Consider the following 17,404-nt stretch of genomic DNA (forward strand, 5'->3'; position numbering starts at 1 on the left):
CGGCGTGCCGGATACGGCGCAAACGTCGCATCCGGCATCGTCACATCAGCGCAATTACCAGGCGGTATGGTAAAGCTCTACAATATCCTCAAGCGTTGCTTCACGCGGGTTGCCACCGGTACAAACATCATCCAGTGCCGCCTGCGCCAGTGCCGGAATGTCTTCCTTGCGTACACCAACATCACGCAAATGTGGCGGAATACCGACATCACGGTTGAGAGCAAATACCGCTTCAACAGCGGCATTACGTGCCTCTTCCAGGCTCAAACCTTCCACTTTTACGCCCATAACGCGCGCGATATCGCGGTACTTCTCACCAGTAAATTCGGCGTTATAACGCATGACATGCGGTAACAGGATGGCGTTCGCAACACCGTGTGGAGTGTTGTAAAACGCGCCCAGCGGATGCGCCATACCATGCACCAGCCCTAACCCAACATTCGAGAAGCCCATACCCGCAACATACTGCCCGAGCGCCATTTCTTCTCCGGCATCCTTATCACCAGCAACCGATCCTCGTAGCGCCCCAGCAATAATTTCAATCGCTTTAATGTGCAGCGCATCGGTTAGCGCCCACGCACCACGAGTAATATACCCCTCAATAGCATGAGTGAGCGCATCGACACCCGTCGCGGCTTTCAGCGCAGGCGGCATACCATCCATCATGTCAGCGTCAATAAACGCCACCTGCGGGATATCATGCGGATCAACGCAAACAAACTTGCGCCGTTTTTCTTCGTCAGTGATCACGTAGTTAATGGTCACTTCTGCCGCAGTGCCTGCTGTGGTGGGGATTGCCAGAATCGGTACACTAGGTTTATTGGTCGGGGAAAGCCCTTCCAGGCTACGCACATCGGCAAACTCCGGGTTGTTGCTGATAATGCCAATCGCTTTACAAGTATCCTGTGGAGAACCACCACCAATAGCGATCAGGTAATCCGCGCCGCTATTCTGGAATACACCGAGCCCTTCTTTGACGACAGTAATTGTTGGGTTGGGCACTACGCCGTCGTAAATCGCCCATGCCAGCCCTGCAGCATCCATCTTATCGGTCACTTTCGCCACCACGCCGCATTGCACCAGCGTTTTATCGGTGACGATCAGCGCCTTCTGATAACCACGGCGTTTCACCTCATCGGTTAAAGCTCCAACAGCCCCCCGACCAAACCATGCCGTTTCGTTCAGAATCATTCTGTTAGCCATCATCCTTCTCCTTGTTGCTTTACGAAATTACTCTTCAATCCGTAACCCGTAGGTTTTGAATTTCTCCAGCACTACGGCAATCTCTTCATCGCTCAGCACTGGCACCGGGTCCGTAATCGCCAGGGTCGTCAGGTAAAGCTGCGCCAGCACTTCAACCTCATGCGCCAGCCATAACGCTTTCTCCAGATTCACCTCACAAGCGATAAGCCCATGATGTTGTAACAAAGTTGCCTTACGGTTTTTGAGAGCCAGCGCAACATGTTCAGAAAGTTCCCGAGTTCCAAAGGTCGCATAAGGCGCGCAAGGAATAGAATTACCACCAGCCGCCGCAATCATGTAGTGAATAGCGGGGATCGGTCGGTTAAGAATGGAAACTGCCGTGCAATGAACGGCATGATTGTGAACAACCGCGTTGGCATCCGGTCTGCTTTGATAGGCCGCCATATGGAAACGCCATTCGCTTGAGGGGAGCTTTCCTTCCTCATGTTTACCGTTGCCATCAATAAAGACAATATGCGACTCCGTCAGTTTTTCATACGGAATGCCTGTAGGCGTAATCAGCATCCCATCCTGATAACGTACACTGACGTTACCCGCTGTTCCCTGATTCAGTCCCAGGCGGGTCATTTCCAGGCAAGTGTCAATAATCTGACGAGCAAGTTTATTTCGTTCCATTAGCTACCTCTCTCTGATTCAAAACAGGGCAATAATGTTGTTCCTTTCACACTATTGAATTAGCCGTTTAATTACCCACCATCTTCTTCCTGATTAACCGGAAAGAAATTCACAAGCTTATATTTTGTGACCTGGCTCAACTAATCACAGTAAATAACTGCAAGTTCTCTTTTTATAACCCCGTTAAAAATGACCGCTCTTAAAAATATTTATCAAAACGGTCATTTTTCCATTTCCCCTCGCCAGAAATGCCCGTTTTCGGCACAAACAATTAATACGGTCATCGGGTTTGTGTTTTTTATGATTTATTTTCTGAAACGGGCATGAAATTTCGATTATTAAAGTGATGGTAGTCACATAAAGTCACCTTCCAGCTAATAAGTGTGACCGCCGTCATATTACAGAGCGTTTTTTATTTGAAAATGAATCCATGAGTTCATTTCAGACAGGCAAATATTCACTGATATGAAGCCCGAACTCGCTGGTTTTGCACTTTTGAAAACATAACCGATTACGTGCTTAAGCTTCTGAACCTAAGAGGATGCTATGGGAAACACATCAATACAAACGCAGAGTTACCGTGCGGTAGATAAAGATGCAGGGCAAAGCAGAAGTTACATTATTCCATTCGCGCTGCTGTGCTCACTGTTTTTTCTTTGGGCGGTAGCCAATAACCTTAACGACATTTTATTGCCTCAATTTCAGCAGGCTTTTACGCTGACAAACTTTCAGGCAGGTCTGATCCAATCGGCCTTTTACTTTGGTTATTTCATTATCCCAATCCCTGCCGGGATATTGATGAAAAAACTCAGTTATAAAGCAGGGATTATTACCGGATTATTTTTATATGCCTTGGGCGCTGCATTATTCTGGCCCGCCGCAGAAATAATGAACTACACCTTATTTTTAGTTGGCCTATTTATTATTGCAGCCGGATTAGGTTGTCTGGAAACTGCCGCAAACCCTTTTGTTACGGTATTAGGGCCGGAAAGCAGTGGTCACTTCCGCTTAAATCTTGCGCAAACATTTAACTCGTTTGGCGCAATTATCGCGGTTGTCTTTGGGCAAAGTCTTATTTTGTCTAACGTGCCACATCAATCGCAAGACGTTCTCGATAAAATGTCTCCAGAGCAATTGAGTGCGTATAAACACAGCCTGGTATTATCGGTACAGACACCTTATATGATCATCGTGGCTATCGTGTTACTGGTCGCCCTGCTGATCATGCTGACGAAATTCCCGGCATTGCAGAGTGATAATCACAGTGACGCCAAACAAGGATCGTTCTCCGCATCGCTTTCTCGCCTGGCGCGTATTCGCCACTGGCGCTGGGCAGTATTAGCGCAATTCTGCTACGTCGGCGCGCAAACGGCCTGCTGGAGCTATTTGATTCGCTACGCTGTAGAAGAAATTCCAGGTATGACTGCAGGCTTTGCCGCTAACTATTTAACCGGAACTATGGTGTGCTTCTTTATTGGTCGTTTCACCGGTACCTGGCTCATCAGTCGCTTCGCACCACACAAAGTCCTGGCCGCCTACGCATTAATCGCTATGGCACTGTGCCTGATCTCAGCCTTCGCTGGCGGTCATGTGGGCTTAATAGCCCTGACTTTATGCAGCGCCTTTATGTCGATTCAGTACCCAACAATCTTCTCGCTGGGCATTAAGAATCTCGGCCAGGACACCAAATACGGCTCGTCCTTCATCGTTATGACCATTATTGGCGGCGGTATTGTCACTCCGGTCATGGGTTTTGTCAGTGACGCGGCGGGCAACATCCCCACAGCCGAACTGATCCCCGCACTCTGCTTCGCGGTCATCTTTATCTTTGCCCGTTTCCGTTCTCAAACGGCAACTAACTGAACATATTTTCCGAATAAAGTGAGGAATCTGTAATGAAAAAAATCAGCTTACCGAAAATTGGTATCCGCCCGGTTATTGACGGTCGTCGCATGGGTGTTCGTGAGTCGCTTGAAGAACAAACAATGAATATGGCGAAAGCCACGGCCGCACTGCTGACCGAGAAACTGCGCCATGCTTGCGGAGCTGCCGTCGAGTGTGTCATTTCCGATACCTGTATCGCGGGTATGGCTGAAGCTGCTGCTTGCGAAGAAAAATTCAGCAGCCAGAATGTAGGCCTCACCATTACGGTAACGCCTTGCTGGTGCTATGGCAGTGAAACCATTGACATGGACCCTACCCGCCCGAAAGCCATTTGGGGCTTTAACGGCACTGAACGCCCAGGCGCTGTTTACCTCGCCGCAGCTCTGGCAGCTCACAGTCAGAAAGGTATCCCGGCATTCTCCATTTACGGTCATGACGTTCAGGATGCCGATGACACATCGATTCCTGCCGACGTTGAAGAAAAACTGCTGCGCTTTGCCCGCGCCGGTTTGGCAGTCGCCAGTATGAAAGGTAAAAGCTATCTGTCGCTGGGCGGCGTTTCGATGGGGATCGCCGGTTCCATCGTTGACCACAACTTCTTTGAATCCTGGCTGGGAATGAAAGTCCAGGCGGTGGATATGACCGAACTGCGTCGCCGTATTGATCAGAAGATTTACGACGAAGCAGAACTGGAAATGGCGCTGGCCTGGGCTGATAAAAACTTCCGCTATGGCGAAGATGAAAATAACAAACAGTATCAACGCAATGCCGAGCAAAGCCGCGCAGTTCTACGCGAAAGTTTACTGATGGCGATGTGTATCCGCGACATGATGCAAGGCAACAGCAAACTGGCCGATATTGGTCGCGTGGAAGAATCTCTTGGTTACAACGCCATCGCTGCGGGCTTCCAGGGGCAACGTCACTGGACCGATCAATATCCAAATGGCGACACCGCCGAAGCGATCCTCAACAGTTCATTTGACTGGAATGGCGTACGCGAACCCTTTGTCGTGGCGACCGAAAACGACAGTCTTAACGGCGTGGCAATGCTAATGGGCCACCAGCTCACCGGCACCGCTCAGGTATTTGCCGATGTGCGTACCTACTGGTCACCAGAAGCAATTGAGCGTGTAACGGGGCATAAACTGGACGGACTGGCAGAACACGGCATCATCCACTTGATCAACTCCGGTTCTGCTGCGCTGGACGGATCCTGTAAACAACGCGACAGCGAAGGTAAACCGACGATGAAGCCGCACTGGGAAATCTCTCAGCAAGAGGCTGACGCTTGCCTCGCCGCGACCGAATGGTGCCCGGCTATCCACGAATATTTCCGTGGCGGTGGTTACTCTTCCCGCTTCCTTACTGAAGGCGGTGTCCCGTTCACCATGACCCGTGTCAACATCATCAAAGGCTTGGGCCCGGTACTGCAAATCGCGGAAGGCTGGAGCGTTGAGTTACCGAAGGATGTGCATGACATCCTCAACAAACGCACCAACTCAACCTGGCCAACCACCTGGTTTGCACCGCGCCTCACCGGTAAAGGGCCGTTTACGGATGTGTACTCGGTAATGGCGAACTGGGGCGCTAACCACGGGGTTCTGACCATCGGCCACGTTGGCGCTGACTTTATCACTCTCGCCTCCATGCTGCGTATCCCGGTATGTATGCACAACGTTGAAGAGACCAAAGTGTATCGTCCTTCTGCCTGGGCCGCGCACGGCATGGATATTGAAGGCCAGGATTACCGCGCTTGCCAGAACTACGGCCCGTTGTACAAGCGTTAATACATTACTCCCTGATGTGATGCCCGGTCGCTCCGGCTTCCGGGCCTGAACAAGCAAGAGTGGTTAGCCGGATAAGCAATGTTATCCGGCTATATTGCAGGAGCGATTATGAAACAAGAAGTTATCCTGGTACTCGACTGTGGCGCAACCAATGTCAGGGCCATCGCGGTTAATCGGCAGGGAAAAATTGTTGCCCGCGCCTCAACGCCTAATGCCAGCGATATCGCGGTGGAAAACAACACCTGGCACCAGTGGTCTTTAGACGCCATTTTGCAACGCTTTGCTGATTGCTGTCGGCAAATCAATAGTGAACTGACTGAATGCCACATCCGCGGTATCGCCGTCACCACCTTTGGTGTGGATGGCGCTCTGGTAGATAAGCAAGGCGATTTGCTCTATCCGATCATTAGCTGGAAATGTCCGCGAACAGCAGCGGTAATGGACAATATTGAACGGTTGATCTCCGCACAGCAGTTGCAGGCTATTTCTGGCGTCGGAGCCTTTAGTTTCAATACGTTATATAAGTTGGTGTGGTTGAAAGAAAATCATCCACAACTGCTGGAACGCGCGCACGCCTGGCTCTTTATTTCGTCGCTGATTAACCACCGTTTAACCGGCGAATTCACTACTGATATCACCATGGCCGGAACCAGCCAGATGCTGGATATCCAGCAACGCGATTTCAGTCCGCAAATTTTACAAGCCACCGGTATTCCACGCCGTCTCTTCCCTCGTCTGGTGGAAGCGGGTGAACAGATAGGTACGCTACAGAACAGCGCCGCAGCAATGCTCGGCTTACCCGTTGGCATACCGGTAATTTCTGCAGGTCATGATACCCAGTTCGCCCTTTTTGGTGCTGGTGCCGAACAAAATGAACCCGTGCTCTCTTCCGGTACCTGGGAAATTTTAATGGTCCGCAGTACGCAGGTTGATACTTCACTGCTAAGTCAGTACGCCGGTTCCACCTGCGAACTGGATAGCCAGGCAGGATTGTATAACCCCGGTATGCAATGGCTGGCATCCGGCGTGCTGGAATGGGTGAGAAAACTGTTCTGGACGGCTGAAACTCCCTGGCAAATGTTGATTGAAGAGGCTCGTCTGATCGCGCCTGGCGCGGATGGCGTGAAAATGCAGTGTGATTTATTGTCGTGTCAGAACGCTGGCTGGCAAGGAGTGACGCTTAATACCACGCGGGGGCATTTCTATCGCGCGGCGCTGGAAGGGTTAACCGCGCAATTACAGCGCAATCTACAGATGCTGGAAAAAATCGGGCACTTTAAAGCCTCTGAATTATTGTTAGTAGGTGGAGGAAGTCGCAACACATTGTGGAATCAGATTAAAGCCAATATGCTTGATATTCCGGTAAAAGTTCTCGACGACGCCGAAACGACCGTCGCAGGAGCTGCGCTGTTCGGTTGGTATGGCGTAGGGGAATTTAACAGCCCGGAAGAAGCTCGCGCGCAGATTCATTATCAGTACCGTTATTTCTACCCGCAAACTGAACCTGAATTTATAGAGGAAGTGTGAAATGCTGAAAACAATTTCGCCGTTAATTTCTCCCGAACTATTGAAAGTGCTGGCAGAGATGGGACATGGAGATGAAATTATTTTTTCCGATGCTCACTTTCCCGCCCATTCGATGGGACCGCAGGTGATCCGCGCTGATGGCCTGTTGGTGAGCGACTTGCTCCAGGCGATAATCCCGTTATTTGAACTGGACAGTTATGCACCGCCGCTAGTGATGATGGCGGCGGTAGAAGGTGACACTCTCGATCCTGAAGTAGAACGACGTTATCGTAATGCACTTTCACTACAAGCCCCCTGTCCTGACATCATCCGCATCAATCGTTTTGCGTTTTATGAGCGGGCGCAAAAAGCCTTTGCGATCGTTATCACAGGCGAACGAGCGAAGTACGGGAATATTCTTTTAAAAAAAGGGGTAACACCGTAATCTCATACCGGTACGCCCGCATGACGCGGGCGGTTATCGAATGATGGGGTGAAAAATATGAAAGCGGCACGCCAGCAAGCGATAGTCGACCTGCTGCTGAACCATACCAGCCTGACCACGGAAGCTCTCTCTGAACAGCTAAAGGTCAGTAAAGAAACCATTCGTCGCGATCTCAATGAATTACAGACGCAGGGTAAAATTCTGCGCAATCATGGGCGCGCTAAATATATCCACCGTCAAAATCAAGACAGTGGCGATCCCTTTCACATCCGGCTGAAAAGCCATTATGCGCATAAAGCAGATATCGCGCGCGAGGCGCTCGCGTGGATTGAAGAAGGGATGGTGATAGCCTTAGACGCCAGTTCAACCTGCTGGTATCTGGCACGCCAGTTGCCTGACATCAACATCCAGGTCTTCACCAATAGCCATCCGATTTGCCATGAACTCGGTAAACGTGAACGCATTCAACTGATCAGTTCCGGCGGCACACTTGAGCGCAAATATGGCTGTTACGTCAATCCCTCGCTGATTTCCCAACTTAAATCGCTGGAAATCGATCTGTTTATTTTTTCTTGTGAAGGGATCGATAGCAGCGGTGCACTGTGGGACTCCAATGCCATCAACGCTGATTACAAATCGATGCTATTAAAACGTGCCGCGCAATCGTTGTTATTGATTGATAAAAGTAAATTTAATCGTTCAGGGGAAGCCCGCATCGGGCATCTGGATGAGGTCACGCACATTATTTCTGATGAGCGCCAGGTTGCGGCTTCTTTGGTAACAGCCTGACGGAAAGGGTAGCAGGCCGGAGACGACGCCCCGGCCTTGCCTGTTATCGCTCGTCGCGACGACCACCCACCGCAGCCCAGATACGGCGGACGTGCACCGTCACTTCTTCGCGATCGTGATACAACTGCCGCGCCTGAATCTGAGCATTTATGCCATGTTCATCAAGCTGTGCCTGAATATACGCCAGATTGTGTGACACTTCTTCGTAGCGTTTTTTCATCGGCAGTTTGAGGTTGAAAATGGTTTCACGGCACCAGCCATTAACCAGCCACTGCGCCATCAATGCCGCAACTTTCGCCGGTTTTTCAACCATATCGCATACCATCCAGGAGATATTGCTGCGTGTCGGACGGAATTTGAAACCGTCTTCCCGCAGCCACGTCACCTGTCCGGTATCCATCAGACTTTGCGCCATCGGGCCGTTGTCGACGGAATAAACCCACATGTTGCGCTTCACCAGTTGGTAGGTCCAGCCGCCTGGGCAAGCACCTAAATCCACCGCCCACATCCCGTTCGCCAGACGTTCATCCCACTCATCCGCCGGAATAAACACATGAAATGCCTCTTCCAGTTTGAGCGTGGAACGACTCGGCGCATCTGCCGGAAATTTCAGGCGCGGAATGCCCATATAGAACGGCGAATTATTGTTGCTGTATGAGTAACCGGTATAGCAGCAACCTGGTGCAATAAAGAATACATGCACAACCGGACGCTTCGGCGTTTCATAGTTCGCCAGCACCCCGGCATCGCGCAAGGCAGCGCGTAGCGGCACGGTGAATTTACGGCAGAATTTCAGCAACTCTTTGCTTTCGTTGGTATCGGCAACTTCAACACGCAGTTCACCGCCCTTCTCTACTACGCCCTGTAACATGCCGACAATGGGGGTAATACGATCTTCTGGCGGCAAATGCTGCAGGAGTTCCCCCACCACAAACCACTGGCGGGCAAAAATTAATGAACTGAACGGCAGCTCACGGATTAACTTATCGCCATCATCAGGTTGATAACATTCATAAATGACATAACCCGCATTCTCTTTCACGCGGGCAAAACCGAAAATTTCCCGCTGGCCGGCTTTATCGGTAATTTCTGCGGCGCACTCTTTTTCAAAGCCCGGACGGCACAGCAATACAACCTTATTCATGACTTACGCCCTTGCGCTTTAAACGGATAGCTCCGACTAACATTAGCGCCCAGCCCGCGAGGAAGCTCACGCCGCCAACCGGTGTGACAAATGCCCACAAACGCAAATGCGACAACGCCAGGCAATAAAGGCTGCCGCTGAACAGCACCGTGCCTAACGCGAGGAAAACGCTACTCCAGTAAAACCAGATACTGATGCGACGCTGCATTGCCACCGCCAGACCTAAGATCGCCAGCGTATGGAACGCCTGGTATTCGAGGCCGGTCTGGATCCAGCCCATCTCAACGGCCCCCATGGTTTTACTTAACACATGCGCGCCAAAAGCGCCCAGCGCCACAAAAATGAAGCCGCTAATGGCGGCGAAAATCAGCATAAAACGGCTGGTCATGGTCGTACCCTACGTAAATTATTGTTCATAACGAAAGCGGAATTTTTCTTGTTCAGCAGCGGCTTTCGCCAGGATCCATTGACGAAAGGCGGCTATTTTACCCAGTTCTGCCTGACTGTCATGACAAACCAGATAAAAAGCATTTTTACTGACCAGAACATCATTAAACGGGCAAACAAGACGTCCGGCCTCGATTTCAGATTGCGCCATCACGTTATTTGCCAGCGCCACTCCCTGCCCGTGGATAGCCGCTTGCAGCACCATGGCGCTATGACTAAATATTGGTCCTTGCTGAACGTTGATATGATTTAACCCCAACTGTCGGGTATATGTCTGCCAGTCACGGCGAGACGCATCATGTAATAACGTATGTTTAGCCAAGTCTTCAGGGGTCTTCAAGGGTTTATCGCCTGTCAGCAGTAGCGGCGAACACACCGGCAATAAATATTCGGCGTAAAGTTTTTCCACCCGTAGCCCCGGCCAGTTGCCCCGACCATAGAATATCGCCACGTCAACATCATCCGCCAACTTATCTTCCTGACGATCAACCGCCTGGATGCGAACGTCAATTCCCGGATAAGCTGAATTAAAGCTGGAAAGTCGTGGAACCAACCAATGAATGGCGAAACTGGGGAGTAAACTGACCGTCAACGCCCCCTTGGCGCTACGGGCCTGGAGTTTACGTGTCGCTTCGGTTAATTGCGAAAATATCTCTTTGATATCGAGGAAATAGCTTTGCCCTTCCTCGGTCAGCAGGAGTGAACGATTACGGCGGCGGAACAGTTTTAGCCCCAGAAAATCCTCAAGAGACTTGATTTGATGACTTACTGCGGCCTGAGTCACAAAAAGCTCTTCTGCTGCGCGAGTGAAACTTAAATGGCGTGCTGCGGCATCAAAAACTCGTAAGGCATTTAGCGGTGGTAATCGTTTAGACATGGCTTTTAAACTTTGATGTTAAATGAATTTAACAATTAGATCACACTGTGTAACCTATTAGTTTTTTTAATCTGAGCCATTATAAATTGTCCGTTGAGCTTCTACCAGCAAATACCTATAGTGGCGGCACTTCCTGAGCCGGAACGAAAAGTTTTATCGGAATGCGTGTTCTGGTGAACTTTTGGCTTACGGTTGTGATGTTGTGTTGTTGTGTTTGCAATTGGTCTGCGATTCAGACCATGGTAGCAAAGCTACCTTTTTTCACTTCCTGTACATTTACCCTGTCTGTCCATAGTGATTAATGTAGCACCGCCTTATTGCGGTGCTTTTTTTTACCTTGCGAACGCGAATTATTGATCCAGTTCGACCATCTCTTTCACGTCGGTACGGTTGATCTGCTGTTTGTTGCCATTAGCGTCTTTATACGAAATCATACCAGTATCGTTATCAGTCTGTGGTTTGCCGTCAGAGACGATGGTACGTCCGTCATTGGTGTGCATCACATAGTTCGAACCGGAACAGGCGCTCAGGGCAAAAGTCAGCATACAGGCAGAAATAATTGCGGCAGTCTTTTTCATCATCTTCTCCTTAAAGCGATTAATAAATCTTAATAGTATTGATTAACAGGCTAAAATTAACGCCTAACACTATTTAGCATATGTTACTTACGCGGCTTCGCCAGGATATCCAGATAATTCTGATGGTTAGCACTCTCCTTGTATCAAAGTGAATTTTGCGTCACGATCGGTGCATCAAGCCGAGGAGTACCATGAACGTTTTTAATCCCGCGCAGTTTCGCGCCCAGTTTCCCGCGCTACAGGATGCGGGCGTCTATCTCGACAGTGCCGCGACCGCGCTTAAACCTGAAGCCGTGGTTGAAGCAACCCGACAGTTTTACAGCCTGAGCGCCGGAAACGTCCATCGTAGCCAGTTTGCCGAGGCCCAACGCCTGACCGTGCGTTACGAAGCTGCACGGGAAAAAGTGGCGCAATTACTGAATGCACCAGATGACAAAACTATCGTCTGGACGCGCGGCACCACTGAATCCATCAACATGGTGGCGCAATGCTATGCCCGTCCGCGTCTGCAACCGGGCGATGAAATTATTGTCAGTGTGGCAGAGCATCACGCCAACCTCGTCCCCTGGCTGATGGTCGCCCAACAAACCGGAGCCAAAGTGGTGAAATTGCCGCTTAATGCGCAGCGGTTGCCAGATATCGATTTGTTGCCTGAACTGATTACTCCCCATAGTCGGATTCTGGCGTTGGGCCAGATGTCTAACGTCACTGGCGGTTGCCCGGATCTGGCACGAGCGATTACCTTTGCTCATTCAGCCGGGATGGTGGTGATGGTTGATGGTGCTCAGGGTGCGGTGCATTTCCCCGCAGATGTTCAGCAACTGGATATTGATTTTTACGCTTTCTCTGGTCACAAACTGTATGGCCCGACAGGGATAGGCGTACTTTACGGCAAACCAGAACTGCTGGAAGCAATGTCGCCCTGGCTGGGCGGCGGCAAAATGGTTCACGAAGTGAGTTTTGACGGCTTCATCACTCAATCTGCGCCGTGGAAACTGGAAGCAGGAACGCCAAATGTCGCTGGTGTCATAGGATTAAGCGCGGCGCTGGAATGGCTGGCAGATTACGATATCAACCAGGCCGAAAGCTGGAGCCGTAGCTTAGCAACGCTGGCGGAAGATGCGCTGACGAAACGTCCAGGCTTTCGTTCATTCCGCAGCCAGGATTCCAGCCTGCTAGCCTTTGATTTTGCTGGCGTTCATCACAGCGATATGGTGACGCTGCTGGCGGAGTACGGCATTGCCCTGCGGGCCGGGCAGCATTGCGCTCAGCCGCTATTGGCAGAATTAGGCGTAACCGGCACACTGCGCGCCTCTTTTGCGCCATATAATACAAAGAGTGATGTAGATGCGCTGGTGAATGCCGTTGACCGTGCGCTGGAATTATTGGTGGATTAATGACGAACCCGCAATACGCCGGACATCCGTTCGGCACAACCGTTACCGTAAAGACGTTACACGAAACTTTCGCGCCGTTGACTCAATGGGAAGACAAATATCGTCAGCTAATTATGTTGGGGAAACAGCTTCCAGCTTTGCCAGACGAGTTAAAAGCGCAGGCTAAAGAGATCGCCGGATGCGAAAACCGCGTCTGGCTGGGGTATACCGTGGCTGAAAACGGCACGATGCATTTCTTTGGCGACAGCGAAGGACGCATTGTGCGCGGCCTACTGGCAGTGTTGTTGACTGCCGTTGAGGGGAAAACCGCCGCCGAATTGCAGGCACAGTCGCCGCTGGCATTGTTTGATGAGCTGGGATTGCGTGGGCAGCTTAGCGCCTCACGCAGCCAGGGGTTGAATGCGTTAAGTGAGGCGATTATCGCGGCGGCGAAGCAGGGTTAAGCACAAAACCAGGTCGGATAAGACGTTCACGTCGCATCCGACCTGATTGTTTACCCCTGACGCGCCGCTTTCGCCATCATCTTCTTCAGCGCATGAGAAACCGCAACAAAACCAAAGGTGGCGGTCACCATCGTCGCCGCACCAAATCCAGATGCACAATCCATCCGCTTCGGCCCTTCTGCCGTGGCTTTCATTGCACAAACCGTACCGTCTGACTGCGGGTACACCAGCGCTTCGGTAGAGAACACGCAATCCACGCCGAGCTTACCTTTGCTGTTTTTCACTACGCCAAAATCGCTTTTCAGGCGCTCGCGCAACTTCGCCGCCAGCGGGTCCTGAATCGTTTTAGCCAGATCGGTAACCTGAATCTGCGTCGGATCAATCTGCCCACCAGCACCACCAGTCGTGACCAGAGGGATTTTGTTGCGCCGACAATAAGCAATCAGCGCCGCTTTGGGTCGCACACTATCAATGGCATCAATCACGTACGAATAACCGGCACTCATATATTGCGCTACGTTATCCGGCGTCACGAAGTCATCCACCACCGTTACACGGCACTCCGGGTTAATCTGGCGAATACGTTCGGCCATGACTTCCGCTTTGGCCAGCCCGACGTTATCTCGCAGCGCGTGAATTTGCCGATTGGTATTGGTGACGCACACATCATCCATATCGATAAGCGTGATTGCGCCAATCCCCGTACGCGCCAACGCTTCCGCCGCCCAGGAACCAACGCCACCGATACCGACCACACAAATATGCGCATCAGCAAACAGTTGCAACGCTTTTTCACCATACAGACGCGCAGTGCCACCAAAACGCTGACGCCATGCATCACTAATTACCACAGACATAGCACCTCAGAATTAAAAAGGGCGAGGTTATCCCTCACCCTGTCGTATCCGTCAAAACGGTATACAGAATAACACATCAGCCGCTAAAGACGTTACCTGCGCCCGGGGCGGTTTTCAGCACCCAAACACGTCCATAGTGGTTGTACCAACCTGCGCGGTGTCCGGCTTCCGGCCCGATACCTTGATAAATATCGAAGTGTTGGCCTTTGATTGCACCACCGACATCCAGCGCCACCATCAGCCGTAGTTCGTACTGACCGTTAAATTTGCCGTTATTATCCAGCAGCGGCACTTCTGCCAGTAAGGTTGTACCAGGTGGGATAATGGAACGATCGGACGCAACTGAAGCGCGACCAACCAGCGGCACCCCACTTGCCCCTTTCACCGGAGCAAAAGATTGCGGTTTAAAGAAGACGAAAGACGGGTTCTGTTCCAGCAGCTCGCGAACCTCGGCTTCACTGTGTGTTTCACCCCAGTGACGAATCGCCTGCATCGACATATCTTCTTTTTTCACTTCGCCACGGTCAATCAGCACCTTACCAATACTGCGATAGGCATGACCATTCTTTCCGGCATAGCTGAAGAAGTTAAGCGGACTGCCATCACCAAAATCGATATACCCGCTACCCTGCACATCCATAATGAAGTTATCCATCAGAGAGTTGCTGTAAGCGAGGATGTATTTATCGCTCAATGCTCCCGCGTAGATCTCCGCACGAGACGGCAGACGACCACGTTTTGGCGGCATACGGTAAATAGGATACTGGAACTCGCCCTGACGGGTATGGCGCGCCTGAATGACAGGCGTGTAATAGCCCGTAAACTGCACGTTGCCATAGTTGTCGGCACCTTCCATCTGCCAGGCGTCAATGCCGAACTGACGCATATTGCGGGTATCACCGCCTGCGCGTAGCCACTCCTGCACCGCATTATAAACATTACTCTGGTTGCCATACAGACGCGGTGACGAAGTACGGATATGGTTAATTTGCTCGGCAAAATCACCGGCGTTAATTGGCGCGCCAACGGCATCTGGCTGGTTTACCAGAGAGAAAGGCTGGGTAAATTTCCCGTCTTTATATTGCTGTCCGCGATCGGTTGGTTTGGAAGAGCAGGCGGCAAGCATTGCCACAACCGTGCCCATAAGAAGGTACTTTACCCAACGTCCTTTCATTGTTCTCTTCTTCAGTTTAAAAAATAAGGCGCAATGAAGATAACAAACCGCCGCGTTTAATGAAATGAGCAGCCTCTCCCTGACGCAAATTTTGCACAAAAAACAGGCTTTAGTGATTTGTTTTTGCTCAAAATCATACCAAATCCGTGATCTGGGTAAAAAAAAGGTTGCATGAAAACGCGAGCGGAGTATAGTGCGCATCCACGGACGCGGGGTGGAGCAGCCTGGTAGCTCGTCGGGCTCATAACCCGAAGGTCGTCGGTTCAAATCCGGCCCCCGCAACCAATTAAAATTTGATGAAGTAAAGCAGTACGGTGACGCGGGGTGGAGCAGCCTGGTAGCTCGTCGGGCTCATAACCCGAAGGTCGTCGGTTCAAATCCGGCCCCCGCAACCAATCAAAATTTGATGAAGTAAAGCAGTACGGTGACGCGGGGTGGAGCAGCCTGGTAGCTCGTCGGGCTCATAACCCGAAGGTCGTCGGTTCAAATCCGGCCCCCGCAACCAACACTTATGATGCTGATAAACCGCAATGTGTTTCACAGATTGCGGTTTTTTTGTACCTGAAATCTTCCTTAGCTGAACTCACAGCACGTTTTTTATCTCCCTTCCTGCAAAGAAATCTATTATCGACCTGGCAACGTATATCCCGGTTTGCTGGTATGACTCAACGGTGGCGGCCGCAATATGCGGCGTTGTAATGATATTCCTGGCATGTAGCAATGGGCTAAATTGCGCTAGCGGTTCAGAGCTAAACACATCCAGTGCTGCAAAAACATTTCGTTCTTCAATTACCTGAAGTAAAGCACTCTCATCCAGCAACTTTCCCCTTGCGGCGTTGATGATAAGAGCACCATTGCGCATCATCGACAAATATTTATGACTAATGAAGTTCTCCAGCTCCGGAGAAAATGGCAAAAGAACGATGATGACATGAGACTGCATAAAGATATCTTCAATTGATACGAACTGAACTCCATCTTTGCCTGCGGCCTGGAAATCGGGTTGTTTGTCAAAAGCTAAAAGCTCAACATCAAAACCAGATAACCTTTTCGCCAGTGTTTTGCCAATATTGCCGTAGCCAAGCAGGCCAATACGTTTACCTTGTAACTCGCAGCCATGCGACTCGCCCCAATAACCATTTTGCATCGCATGATAGCTACCGGGGATATTTCTCATGCTCGCAAAAATAAGACCAATGATAAATTCCGCGACTGCATTTGAATTAATCCCAACAGCATTATTGACCACAATACCTGATTGTCGAGCCGTATGAAGATCAACATTATCAATCCCTGTCCCGAATCTCGATATTATTTTCACTCCTGGTAGTCGCGATAACGTATCCGCTTGATAACAATCTTTTCCGGCAATGACTGCGCAAATAGATTCTCGTAATACTGCGGATTCTGATTTAACCAGATGCTCCACATTATTCTTGATAATAAGGTTAAAATGATTTTCTCTTAGCAGCTTGCTGGCAGAAACACAACGCGCTGAAAAGCTGGGAACGGTGACCAGAACGTTTTTCATAGCTGACACTCACATCAATGAACGCCCCCCCAAAAGATGGCGTGACCGGTTACTGTTTTATATTCTAAAATTATGAGTTTGCTTTAATACCGAGCGCACCTCCTGGATGATATAAGCCGAAATCAGCACGAGTAAACTTTTTCAATTCGGAGAGCGCAAGCGCCACCGCATCACCAACAACCAGAACGACTGTTGATGAGCATGACGGCGCTAAACCTAAATTATCCGCCTCACTTTTTACGGGAATTTCAACGGATAAATCACAACTTATCGCAAGCGATGAGCGATGACTGCGGGTAAAGGAGATCAAATAATTACCCATTTTTTTCAGACTAGGTAGTGTTGCCAGGATTTCTGTCGTCTCACCACTGTTTGAAATAAGAATAACAACATCATCTTTCGCCACCATCCCAAGATCGCCGTGTATGGCTTCAGTACCGTGAACAAAAAACGAGGGAGTTCCAGTGCTGGCAAATGTTGCGGCGAGTTTTCGGGCAATAATACCGGACTTACCGACACCAATAAAAACAACTTTCCCCTGACAAGACTGTAATACTTTAATTAAATTTGCGACCTCCGAAAGGGGGGAATCAATAACTTCTTCAACTGCTTTATGTTCGTTACGCATAAAATGTTTAATGAGATGGATAAGATCCGTGCTGTCCAT

17 protein-coding genes and 3 tRNA genes are annotated in these 17,404 nt (G+C 50.2%); 10 read left to right on the forward strand and 10 right to left on the reverse strand.

All coding sequences use genetic code 11. From position 1 onward, the window contains the following. Positions 1–54: 54 nt before the first annotated feature. Positions 55–1,203 carry a lactaldehyde reductase gene (gene fucO, locus AACU19_RS11555; protein WP_039021093.1) on the reverse strand — a complete coding sequence of 383 codons (1,149 nt, stop codon included), beginning with the start codon at positions 1,201–1,203 and terminating at the stop codon, positions 55–57. Positions 1,204–1,230: 27 nt separating this feature from the next. Further along, positions 1,231–1,878 (reverse strand): L-fuculose-phosphate aldolase, encoded by a 648-nt coding sequence (gene fucA / locus AACU19_RS11560; protein WP_000440775.1) that lies wholly within the window; start codon positions 1,876–1,878, stop codon positions 1,231–1,233. Between the two features lie 546 nt (positions 1,879–2,424). Between fucA and fucP the strand changes: the two genes are divergently transcribed. From fucP to fucR, 5 genes are all read left to right on the forward strand, one after another. Then, positions 2,425–3,741, forward strand: a complete 1,317-nt coding sequence (gene fucP / locus AACU19_RS11565) for an L-fucose:H+ symporter permease (RefSeq protein ID WP_000528603.1) — start codon at positions 2,425–2,427, stop codon at positions 3,739–3,741. Between the two features lie 32 nt (positions 3,742–3,773). Beyond that, entirely contained in the window at positions 3,774–5,549 is a 1,776-nt protein-coding gene (gene fucI, locus AACU19_RS11570) for an L-fucose isomerase (RefSeq protein ID WP_000724148.1), read from the forward strand. Between the two features lie 108 nt (positions 5,550–5,657). Next, positions 5,658–7,076, forward strand: coding sequence for an L-fuculokinase (fucK, locus tag AACU19_RS11575; protein ID WP_105278885.1), 1,419 nt, complete (start codon positions 5,658–5,660; stop codon positions 7,074–7,076). Between the two features lies 1 nt (position 7,077). Further along, positions 7,078–7,500 carry an L-fucose mutarotase gene (gene fucU, locus AACU19_RS11580; RefSeq protein WP_000920840.1) on the forward strand — a complete coding sequence of 141 codons (423 nt, stop codon included), beginning with the start codon at positions 7,078–7,080 and terminating at the stop codon, positions 7,498–7,500. 57 nt (positions 7,501–7,557) lie between these two features. After that, entirely contained in the window at positions 7,558–8,289 is a 732-nt protein-coding gene (fucR, locus tag AACU19_RS11585; protein ID WP_001308912.1) for an L-fucose operon activator, read from the forward strand. Positions 8,290–8,332: 43 nt separating this feature from the next. Here the strand turns inward: fucR and rlmM are convergent, their stop codons facing one another. From rlmM to AACU19_RS11605, 4 genes are all read right to left on the reverse strand, one after another. Then, entirely contained in the window at positions 8,333–9,433 is a 1,101-nt protein-coding gene (gene rlmM, locus AACU19_RS11590; RefSeq protein ID WP_001045520.1) for a 23S rRNA (cytidine(2498)-2'-O)-methyltransferase RlmM, read from the reverse strand. Then, entirely contained in the window at positions 9,426–9,821 is a 396-nt protein-coding gene (locus AACU19_RS11595; protein ID WP_000203905.1) for a DUF423 domain-containing protein, read from the reverse strand. The genes rlmM and AACU19_RS11595 overlap by 8 nt, the downstream gene beginning before the upstream one ends. 18 nt (positions 9,822–9,839) lie before the next feature. Then, on the reverse strand, positions 9,840–10,757 hold the full coding sequence (gcvA, locus tag AACU19_RS11600) for a glycine cleavage system transcriptional regulator GcvA (protein ID WP_000044394.1): 918 nt from the start codon (positions 10,755–10,757) through the stop codon (positions 9,840–9,842). 350 nt (positions 10,758–11,107) lie between these two features. Next, positions 11,108–11,335 carry a YgdI/YgdR family lipoprotein gene (locus tag AACU19_RS11605; protein ID WP_000750398.1) on the reverse strand — a complete coding sequence of 76 codons (228 nt, stop codon included), beginning with the start codon at positions 11,333–11,335 and terminating at the stop codon, positions 11,108–11,110. 191 nt (positions 11,336–11,526) lie between these two features. Between AACU19_RS11605 and csdA the strand changes: the two genes are divergently transcribed. Both csdA and csdE read left to right on the forward strand, forming a co-directional pair. After that, entirely contained in the window at positions 11,527–12,732 is a 1,206-nt protein-coding gene (gene csdA, locus AACU19_RS11610; protein WP_105278886.1) for a cysteine desulfurase CsdA, read from the forward strand. Further along, on the forward strand, positions 12,732–13,175 hold the full coding sequence (csdE, locus tag AACU19_RS11615; protein WP_105271798.1) for a cysteine desulfurase sulfur acceptor subunit CsdE: 444 nt from the start codon (positions 12,732–12,734) through the stop codon (positions 13,173–13,175). The genes csdA and csdE overlap by 1 nt, the downstream gene beginning before the upstream one ends. Before the next feature lie 50 nt (positions 13,176–13,225). Here the strand turns inward: csdE and tcdA are convergent, their stop codons facing one another. Next, the gene (tcdA, locus tag AACU19_RS11620) at positions 13,226–14,032 is read right to left on the reverse strand and encodes a tRNA cyclic N6-threonylcarbamoyladenosine(37) synthase TcdA (protein ID WP_000117724.1); all 807 of its coding nucleotides are present in this window, start codon (positions 14,030–14,032) and stop codon (positions 13,226–13,228) included. Positions 14,033–14,108: 76 nt separating this feature from the next. Continuing rightward, complete coding sequence (gene mltA / locus AACU19_RS11625) at positions 14,109–15,206, reverse strand: murein transglycosylase A (RefSeq protein WP_105278887.1); 1,098 nt, start codon at positions 15,204–15,206, stop codon at positions 14,109–14,111. 208 nt (positions 15,207–15,414) lie between these two features. On the opposite strand from mltA, the gene AACU19_RS11630 reads away from it, so the two are divergent. The 3 genes from AACU19_RS11630 to AACU19_RS11640 all read left to right on the forward strand — a co-directional run bounded on the left by AACU19_RS11630 (position 15,415) and on the right by AACU19_RS11640 (position 15,711). Next, positions 15,415–15,491 (forward strand) — tRNA-Met (locus AACU19_RS11630). 33 nt (positions 15,492–15,524) lie between these two features. Further along, positions 15,525–15,601, forward strand: a tRNA-Met gene (locus tag AACU19_RS11635). Positions 15,602–15,634: 33 nt separating this feature from the next. After that, positions 15,635–15,711 (forward strand) — tRNA-Met (locus tag AACU19_RS11640). 78 nt (positions 15,712–15,789) lie between these two features. Here AACU19_RS11640 and AACU19_RS11645 read toward each other — a convergent pair. Further along, positions 15,790–16,737, reverse strand: coding sequence for a phosphoglycerate dehydrogenase (locus AACU19_RS11645; protein WP_105278888.1), 948 nt, complete (start codon positions 16,735–16,737; stop codon positions 15,790–15,792). A 70-nt stretch (positions 16,738–16,807) separates the two neighbouring features. Next, positions 16,808–17,404, reverse strand: coding sequence for a KpsF/GutQ family sugar-phosphate isomerase (locus AACU19_RS11650; protein ID WP_105278889.1), 597 nt, complete (start codon positions 17,402–17,404; stop codon positions 16,808–16,810).

Origin of the sequence: Escherichia sp. MOD1-EC4550 (assembly GCF_963876935.1) — a bacterium.
Lineage (GTDB): Bacteria > Pseudomonadota > Gammaproteobacteria > Enterobacterales > Enterobacteriaceae > Escherichia > Escherichia coli_F.

Bases quoted from the DNA above. Each gene is read 5' to 3' on its own strand.
- fucO (WP_039021093.1), bottom strand. From the start codon at position 1,203: ATGGCTAACAGAATGATTCTGAACGAAACGGCATGGTTTGGTCGGGGG.
- fucA (WP_000440775.1), bottom strand. From the start codon at position 1,878: ATGGAACGAAATAAACTTGCTCGTCAGATTATTGACACTTGCCTGGAA.
- fucP (WP_000528603.1), top strand. From the start codon at position 2,425: ATGGGAAACACATCAATACAAACGCAGAGTTACCGTGCGGTAGATAAA.
- fucI (WP_000724148.1), top strand. From the start codon at position 3,774: ATGAAAAAAATCAGCTTACCGAAAATTGGTATCCGCCCGGTTATTGAC.
- fucK (WP_105278885.1), top strand. From the start codon at position 5,658: ATGAAACAAGAAGTTATCCTGGTACTCGACTGTGGCGCAACCAATGTC.
- fucU (WP_000920840.1), top strand. From the start codon at position 7,078: ATGCTGAAAACAATTTCGCCGTTAATTTCTCCCGAACTATTGAAAGTG.
- fucR (WP_001308912.1), top strand. From the start codon at position 7,558: ATGAAAGCGGCACGCCAGCAAGCGATAGTCGACCTGCTGCTGAACCAT.
- rlmM (WP_001045520.1), bottom strand. From the start codon at position 9,433: ATGAATAAGGTTGTATTGCTGTGCCGTCCGGGCTTTGAAAAAGAGTGC.
- AACU19_RS11595 (WP_000203905.1), bottom strand. From the start codon at position 9,821: ATGACCAGCCGTTTTATGCTGATTTTCGCCGCCATTAGCGGCTTCATT.
- gcvA (WP_000044394.1), bottom strand. From the start codon at position 10,757: ATGTCTAAACGATTACCACCGCTAAATGCCTTACGAGTTTTTGATGCC.
- AACU19_RS11605 (WP_000750398.1), bottom strand. From the start codon at position 11,335: ATGAAAAAGACTGCCGCAATTATTTCTGCCTGTATGCTGACTTTTGCC.
- csdA (WP_105278886.1), top strand. From the start codon at position 11,527: ATGAACGTTTTTAATCCCGCGCAGTTTCGCGCCCAGTTTCCCGCGCTA.
- csdE (WP_105271798.1), top strand. From the start codon at position 12,732: ATGACGAACCCGCAATACGCCGGACATCCGTTCGGCACAACCGTTACC.
- tcdA (WP_000117724.1), bottom strand. From the start codon at position 14,032: ATGTCTGTGGTAATTAGTGATGCATGGCGTCAGCGTTTTGGTGGCACT.
- mltA (WP_105278887.1), bottom strand. From the start codon at position 15,206: ATGAAAGGACGTTGGGTAAAGTACCTTCTTATGGGCACGGTTGTGGCA.
- AACU19_RS11645 (WP_105278888.1), bottom strand. From the start codon at position 16,737: ATGAAAAACGTTCTGGTCACCGTTCCCAGCTTTTCAGCGCGTTGTGTT.
- AACU19_RS11650 (WP_105278889.1), bottom strand. From the start codon at position 17,404: ATGGACAGCACGGATCTTATCCATCTCATTAAACATTTTATGCGTAAC.